Annotated in this window: 8 protein-coding genes; 3 read left to right on the forward strand and 5 right to left on the reverse strand. The window is 37.0% G+C overall.

Going from position 1 to position 7,149, the window contains the following annotated elements:
• Positions 1–60: 60 nt before the first annotated feature.
• Positions 61–1,374, forward strand: coding sequence for an SBBP repeat-containing protein (locus tag ABGX27_06560; protein ID MEO2069159.1), 1,314 nt, complete (start codon positions 61–63; stop codon positions 1,372–1,374).
• On the forward strand, positions 1,371–1,835 hold the full coding sequence (locus ABGX27_06565; protein MEO2069160.1) for a PKD domain-containing protein: 465 nt from the start codon (positions 1,371–1,373) through the stop codon (positions 1,833–1,835). The genes ABGX27_06560 and ABGX27_06565 overlap by 4 nt, the downstream gene beginning before the upstream one ends.
• 64 nt (positions 1,836–1,899) lie before the next feature.
• Here the strand turns inward: ABGX27_06565 and ABGX27_06570 are convergent, their stop codons facing one another.
• From ABGX27_06570 to ABGX27_06590, 5 genes are read right to left on the reverse strand one after another with little or no spacing between them, the layout of a single operon-like run.
• Positions 1,900–3,741 carry a hypothetical protein gene (locus ABGX27_06570; protein MEO2069161.1) on the reverse strand — a complete coding sequence of 614 codons (1,842 nt, stop codon included), beginning with the start codon at positions 3,739–3,741 and terminating at the stop codon, positions 1,900–1,902.
• Positions 3,738–4,382, reverse strand: a complete 645-nt coding sequence (locus tag ABGX27_06575) for a hypothetical protein (GenBank protein ID MEO2069162.1) — start codon at positions 4,380–4,382, stop codon at positions 3,738–3,740. Before ABGX27_06575 ends, ABGX27_06570 begins: the two co-directional genes overlap by 4 nt.
• Positions 4,376–4,849, reverse strand: a complete 474-nt coding sequence (locus tag ABGX27_06580; protein MEO2069163.1) for a hypothetical protein — start codon at positions 4,847–4,849, stop codon at positions 4,376–4,378. The genes ABGX27_06575 and ABGX27_06580 overlap by 7 nt, the downstream gene beginning before the upstream one ends.
• Positions 4,836–5,564: an ATP-binding cassette domain-containing protein gene (locus ABGX27_06585; protein ID MEO2069164.1), complete on the reverse strand. Its 729-nt coding sequence runs from the start codon at positions 5,562–5,564 to the stop codon at positions 4,836–4,838. Before ABGX27_06585 ends, ABGX27_06580 begins: the two co-directional genes overlap by 14 nt.
• Positions 5,564–6,661, reverse strand: coding sequence for a hypothetical protein (locus ABGX27_06590; protein MEO2069165.1), 1,098 nt, complete (start codon positions 6,659–6,661; stop codon positions 5,564–5,566). The genes ABGX27_06585 and ABGX27_06590 overlap by 1 nt, the downstream gene beginning before the upstream one ends.
• A gap of 123 nt (positions 6,662–6,784) precedes the next feature.
• On the opposite strand from ABGX27_06590, the gene ABGX27_06595 reads away from it, so the two are divergent.
• Positions 6,785–7,078 carry a hypothetical protein gene (locus ABGX27_06595; GenBank protein MEO2069166.1) on the forward strand — a complete coding sequence of 98 codons (294 nt, stop codon included), beginning with the start codon at positions 6,785–6,787 and terminating at the stop codon, positions 7,076–7,078.
• The last annotated feature ends 71 nt before the right edge of the window (positions 7,079–7,149 follow it).

The following is a 7,149-nucleotide window of genomic DNA, read 5'->3' on the forward strand; positions in this document are numbered from 1 at the left end:
CCTTGTTAAGAAGGGAAGAAATTCTTATAAGGCTTTAGCCAATTTTTGGGGGGTGGAGTCTTGAAGAAGGTTTTTTCAATAAGCGTGTTTGTGTTTCTTTTCCTGATATCTTCGGGCTTTTCTGCCAATCCTTCTCTCAGTGAAGCTCAGATAAAGGCGAAGATTAAAACTATTGCTGTACCTTTTATCGAGAATCGGGGTCAAGTGGACGGGCAGGTGGCATATTATGCGAAGACCTTCGGGGGTACGGTGTTCGTGACGAAGAAAGGGGAACTGGTCTATGGCCTGCCGGCGGAGAAAGGCGAAGTGGCTTTACGGGAAGTGTTTGTGGGTGCTCATGTGAAAGATGTTAAAGGCGAAGGGAAAGCTCGGACGAAGGTGAGCTATTTTCGGGGAAAGGACAGGAGTAAATGGGTAAGCGGTCTTTCAACTTATAACTATGTGAACCTTGGGGAGTTATGGAAAAGTGTAAAGGTGAAAGTGCGGGCGTATGGGGACAATGTGGAGAAGCTTTTTTATGTAGAGCCCGGCGGAGATGTGGAGAAGATAAGGGTGAAGATAGAGGGAGCGAAGAGTCTTGAGGTAGGGGTAGACGGAAGGCTGAAGATAGTTACAAAGAAGGGAGAGGTGTATTTCACAAAGCCTGTGGCGTATCAGGAGGTGGAGGGGAAGAGGAAGTATGTGGAGGTAAAGTATGTGGTAGAGGGGAAGGAGTATGGATTTAGGCTTGGGGAGTATGATCAGACGAAGCCTGTGGTAATTGACCCTCTTTTGGCTTCTACTTATCTTGGAGGAGGGAGTGATGACGTTGCCTATGCCCTTGCAATAGATGGGAACGGGAATGTGTATGTAGCAGGGTATACAACTTCTTCCGATTTTCCCGTGACCAGCGGAGCTTATGGCACGACTTATAATGGTAATTATGATGTTTTTATCAGCAAGTTTAGTAGTGATTTGAGTGAACTTCTTGCTTCTACTTATCTTGGAGGAGAGAGTAGGGACTATGTCTATGCTCTTACGATAGATGGAAGCGGGAATGTGTATGTAGCGGGGGAGACATGGTCTTCCGATTTTCCCGTGACCAGCGGAGCATACGATACGAATGGTCGTCGTTATGATGGCTTTATCAGTAAACTTAGTAGTGATCTGAGCGAACTTCTTGCCTCTACTCATCTTGGAGGAAGAGAGGTGGACGTTGTCCATGCTCTTGCGATAGATGGGAACGGGAATGTGTATGTAGCGGGGGAGACATGGTCTTCCGATTTTCCCGTGACCAGCGGAGCGTATGACACGACTAAGAATGATAGTTGTTATTATCTGGTTGTTATGGTTGTTATTATGATGCCTTTATCAGCAAGCTTAGTAGTGATTTGAGCACTTCTCCACCGGAGATAGTTTCTTTCAGTGCTACGCCTATTTCAGGGGATCCCCCGCTTAGCGTTACTTTTACCTGTGAGGCAACAGATTTAGACGGCACAATCACTCAGTACAAGTGGGATTTTGATGGAGATGGTGAGATTGATAAGACCACGAGTACAGGTGATACCACGTATACTTATGAGAATCCAAGTACCTACAATGCTACCTGTACAGTGGTAGATGATAATGGTGCGGAGAGTCAATCAAAGGCTTTAACTATTACTGTTAAATACTTTGAAAACCTATCCCTTGTTGATTGGATGGATGACGATGGCAGCGAAAGTGACAGTAGTAACGAGAGTAGTGGAGGAGGAGGGTGTTCTATAAATCCTAATGCTAATTTTGATCCTGGATTTTTGTTTATTTTATTGGTATCGGGGTTTAGAAAACTTTTTCGGAAGAAAAGAAAATGTTAGAAAAATGAGAGAAAAAACTTGATTTGTTTCGCGATTCCGTTCCTCTTTTCCTTCTTTGTGCTAATTATTTCCTTTTTGTCTTCTCTTCCATAATCAATCTTAGCCCCACCCATGGTCTTTTAAAACCTTGGTATTCTCTGAATATATCTTCACGGTCTGAATCGTAATTTCCTCCAATGTAAAGTATTTCTCCATCTTCTGTGCAGTATTCCGATACGTTGCCACAAAGATAGTAAAAGCCCCAAGAATCAGGAGTTCCTTCCTTCGTAGGTACTGGAAAACCTCTTGAAAAGTTCACGCTACATCCCTCTTGAAGGCAACTACACGTAATTCCTTCTTCGCTTTCTCTCTGGGCAACTTTTTTAAGTTCTTCACATTTTGGAAGTCGGAAAAGATACTTCCCTCCAAACCTTTCATTTAAGGAGGAAAGAATTTTCTCTATAGCCGTCCTATCAAGGCATGTTACAGGAAGGGATGAAACCTTTTCTCCGTAAATACTTTTTAGTCTTTCCAAAAAGTTTCTTAGACATTTGTTTTCAAGATCAATCCCTAAGGATTTTAATACATTGTAGTTTAATTCTTCCGATAATAAATACCTGTGATCTCCAATAGGAATGAAAACCAGTTTTTCTTTACCTAAGGAAAGAACAATTTTCTTGCTGGTAAACGGTCTAAAACCGAAAATTGAAGCCAACCCTATTTTGCCATTCTTAGTGTAGAAAGGAATTAACTTGATGTAGGTTATAACTACGGGAAGTTCTTCTTCTTTCTTTGTCTTTGAGAAGGTTTCTCTTGTAATTACTTTGCTTTCCTTAAAAGTTATTTGTAAGTTCTTTATTTCCTTAATAAGACTATCGAGGAAATTTCTGTATGCCAAGTCTACCGATAAGAATTCACCTTTTTGAGGGGTGGGAATGAAGAATTTTTCTTTTCTCTTTTCGTTTTCTACTTCTTTTTCCATATTCTCTATTAGACATCCTACAGTATCACATTGAGGAAATGAGACAAGCAGTTTTTCTATTCTTTTTGTTTGATAGCTACTTTCCCTTCTTATCTGTAGAATTTTTTCCCTATACTCCTTAAGCTTTTCTTCATATTCTTTGCAGTAAGGATTATCAAGTAGTGTCTTATCATTTATGTTAAATAGAATTCCTTTCCCTTTTACTTTATCTAAAAAGGTTTCTATGGAATCTTTCCCGCTGACTATTACGCTAAATGTATCTAAATCTTCTCTTTTCTCTCTTTCTCCGAGAATTAAACTTTTGTTTTCTCTTTTAAAAGGATAAAAGTAATAGACCGTTCCTGTTATTATCTTTTGGGAGGACTCGTCAAAAAATGGCTTGATTAGTATTCTCTGCTTTAGTGTTGCCGTTCCAAACTTGTAGTTTTTTATAAAAAACTGGTAATTCCTACTTCTGTTTTCTAATGTTAGTTTAACTTTTTTCTCTATGTTCTCAACTCCTAAGGTTTCTACTATTTTGCTTACGTCTAACTTGGGTAGTATTTCAGTCGGATTGTCTTCTGTTCTTAGGTAAGTAAGAACACATACCGGTAAATAGAAATCTTCCTCTTCTTTAAATAGTGCTTGGCTGATGTATTTGTCTATGTTCTCCAGTTTTGCATCCTCAGGAATGTCATAGGTAGCGATTAGGACTTTTAATTTTCGTAAGTTTTTCTTGTACTTTTCAATGTCGGTATCTTTTGTCTTTCTGAACCTTTCCAGCTGTGAGATTGCTTCTTCTTCAGAAACCCTTTTTTCTTCCTTTAAAATATTTAAAATCTTTTCAGATTTAAGAAGTTTGGTTGCTTCTTCAATTGAAAGTCCTCCCGGAAACTTCACTTCAAAACCGAAAACTTTAAAGGAAGTTATGAAGGTTAAAACTATAATCGTTAATACTAACCTCATAGTTCTTCCTTTAGTTTACGTATTTTTTCTTTATAACTTGGATAGAAATGGTCAATAGATACATTGTGAATTTCCTTCTTTAACTCTCTTAAATCTTCGTCGTAAAGTTTGTCTAACATTTTCTTTTCGATTAACTCAGAAATTGGAGGAAGGTATTCAAATGAATAAGGATAGGAACTCTTTTCCATCGGCTTCCAGAAAAAGAATACGTTTTTATACTTTTTCTCTTTAAGCTTTCTCTTATCCACGTAAGTTATTTCAAGTGTGGATTTATAAGCTCCATCTACGAGGTAAATATAAGGTACGTAGTACACTACATCGAGTTCTCCATCTTCAAAGAAGTAGTCATAACCCTCTACCCATATCCTGTCCACTCCAATTGCGGAGGTTTCTCTTACAAGGAGAATTTTCTTAGCTTCTGGAATAGGGAAAGTTATTAGTATTGGTACTTTAGGTTTAAACAAGAGGATTTTTACAGCCGTACTTTCAGGAGAAGCTTTGTAAGTTAGTAAGGGAGATGTCTTTTCTATAAATGCTTTTCGTTCAGGAGTATAGCTAATTTTCACATTTGGACTTGTTCCACACGATGAAAGAACCAAACTTAAAACCGTAAGGATTTTTACTAAGTTTTTCCTTACCATCTCCTTTCCCCTCTTGTATCAATTATTCCAAGTTCGTGGAGAGTCTCCAAAATCTTTTCTATAATTTGATACTCCTTCAAATCACTATCTACCATTTCCATTTCTAAAACTCTATTTGCAAAAGTAACTTTATCTTCACTGTTAACAAAGGTATCTACTAAAAAACCTTCTTCATCTTTATGGATAATAGTTAAAACCTCTACTCCCTTTTTGTCCATATAATCTTTAAGGGCATCAAGATCGTTATCTTCGTAAAGTTGAATAGGTCTTTGACCATAAGCGAAGAAAACATTCTCAAAAGGTTTATAGTAAGAAAGAACTTCTTCTTTTAAAGCCTTTTTAAGACCTTCAACGTTGATGTTGGTAGTTTTTAACTTTGGTTCCATCACTACCAAATAACGAAGACTTCCTGCAAAAGAAATATTAACAAGTCCTAAGATTAGTATAAGAATTCTAAGAAACCTCATTCTTTCCCCCTTTTTCGGTAATAACTTTTCTATTCTTTATTCTCATAATTCTATCTACTTCTTTGTAATCTTTTAAATGTTCCTTGTGGGTTATGAGGAGGATTCCTTTTTTTTCTTTTCTAGCTAAGTTTACAAAGGTGTTCCAGACAACTTTTTCTGCATCTTCGTTAAAAGACCTAAGCATCTCGTCTGCGAGAATGAAGGGAGCGTCAATTAAAAAAGCTCTACATATTGAAACTATTTCTCTCTGTCCGTTAGAAAGTTCTCCTATGTTTTTTTTTAAAAGGAAAGAAAGGGATATTTTTCTTATATCTTCATCTCCATCAAACTTAAAAGTTTCTATTAGTTCTTCTAATCTCTTTTTTACCTCTTTCTCTTTCTTTCCCGATAGAGTAGCAGAAAAGAGTAAGTTTTCTTTTACATTTAAGTTCTGAAAAAAAAGAAACTGGGAAGGTATGAGAGAAATAACTTCTTTCCGTTTCTTGTTTGCTTCCTGAATGCTTTTAATTTCTTTTCCGTTCCACAAAACTTTTCCTTTGGTAGGAGGAAGAAGATATGAAAGAATCTTAAAAAGGGTTGTTTTTCCCGATGCTGAAGGTCCAAAAAGAAGAGTAATTTCTCCTCTCTTGATCTCAAAGGAAACATCTTCTTTAAAAAGCCACGACTTAGACTCTCTAAAATTCACGTTTTCAATTCTCAAGGAGGATTCTACCATTAGAAAGAACCTCCCAAAATGGTTATACCAACAAAAGATTCTTTTTCTATTTTTTTTGCTAGATTTAAAAGATCAGTTTCATCTATAAAATAAAAATCTTCCGGAAATGAGAATCTTCTGATGAGATAACTTAGTTCCCATTCGGCGTTTAAAAATTTTACAGCAATTCCTACTCCTGCTTCTGTTGAAACTTGATTTCCTTTTTCGTCAAAGTAGTTTCTCATCCCACCTCTAAAAGATATCCACTTTGTTTGAAGTTCGAATCCTCCTCCAAAAAAGTTTAAATCGCTTACCCAAGGTTCTTTTAGAGTATCACTTAAAAGGATTTTGCCAGATGTTAGTTCCGCTATTACTACCATCTTTGGAAGTAATGAAGTTGTAGATATTCCCCATTCATACTCATCCAAATAATCGGATTCTGCAAGGTCTACCAACTTTACGTAGGTTTCCTCGTATTCTCCCCACGAATTGAGAGTAAGCTTTTTTATTGCTATAGGTTCCCAGTAATCCTTTATGCTTTTCCTCTTGTAAATGACTCCTGCATCGATAGTATAAATTCTATTTCCAAAAAAATGGGCTTTTAGTCCTACTGTATAAGGAATTGTTGTACTGTTTGAGGATTCCGAGTTGTATGTATCATCCTCTTCGTTTGTATCTATTCCTCCCACTCCAACCGTTCCTCCTACACTCAATCTTAGAAAATCTGTGTTAACTATACTTTTTCCAAAACCTAAGGTAAAAAATCCAAGTTCTGTGTTTCCCAAGCTGAATCCTGTACCGTACCTTGTAGGACTAGAATAAGAAAATTTAAACATGGTTGCCGTTGCAGTATCGGATAAGCTTTCTGTACTCAGATTTAAAGAAAATAAGGTTAAATCCTTAACACTCTTTTTAGTTAAAAACGGATATACCAATCCGGCTGGGTTTTCAAACAAAGCATTTGATCCAATTCCGTGAGCTACAAGGTTTCCCGCAAGGGCTAAACTTTTAGGAGTAGGGTATATTCCAAAGGGATCCGCTTTTGCGTTTTCTAATTGAAAGATGAAAAAGATAAAAAGAAATATAACTATACATTTACGGAGAATTATTCGAACCATACATTAACCCCCAAAGAGAAAAATTTTTCTTTTTTTACTTCCTCAAATGTATCTCCATAGGAGTTTACTATGTAAAAGGGAAAATAAAATTGACGATGTAAATAACTAAAACTTATCTCTGTTTTGGTAGATTTTATTTTAATTCTTCCTATACATATTCCAAATCCCACTTCTTTAGAAAAGTCTTTTCCACTTTCTGTTTTGTATGTTCTGAAAATTAAAGATACTAATGCTTCCGATGTAGAAATAAAAACACTGTTTGGATGTATGATCACTGCAGGCCTAACGTTGCCACCATTGCGATACAACCTACTCGCATACTGGAATGAACTCACAGTAGCTGCTGCTGCTGCTCAGTCTGCTGGACAGGCTGGTGGTCAAGCACTGGTAGAAGAACAAATGCCACAAGGAGAATAACATGGCTAAATTGATTAGAAAGATGAGTATCCCGGAGTATAGAGATTACCGTAAGGCACAGGAAGAAGGCA

It is taken from the genome of Desulfurobacteriaceae bacterium, assembly GCA_039832905.1.
In the GTDB taxonomy this organism is placed as follows: domain Bacteria; phylum Aquificota; class Aquificia; order Desulfurobacteriales; family Desulfurobacteriaceae; genus Desulfurobacterium.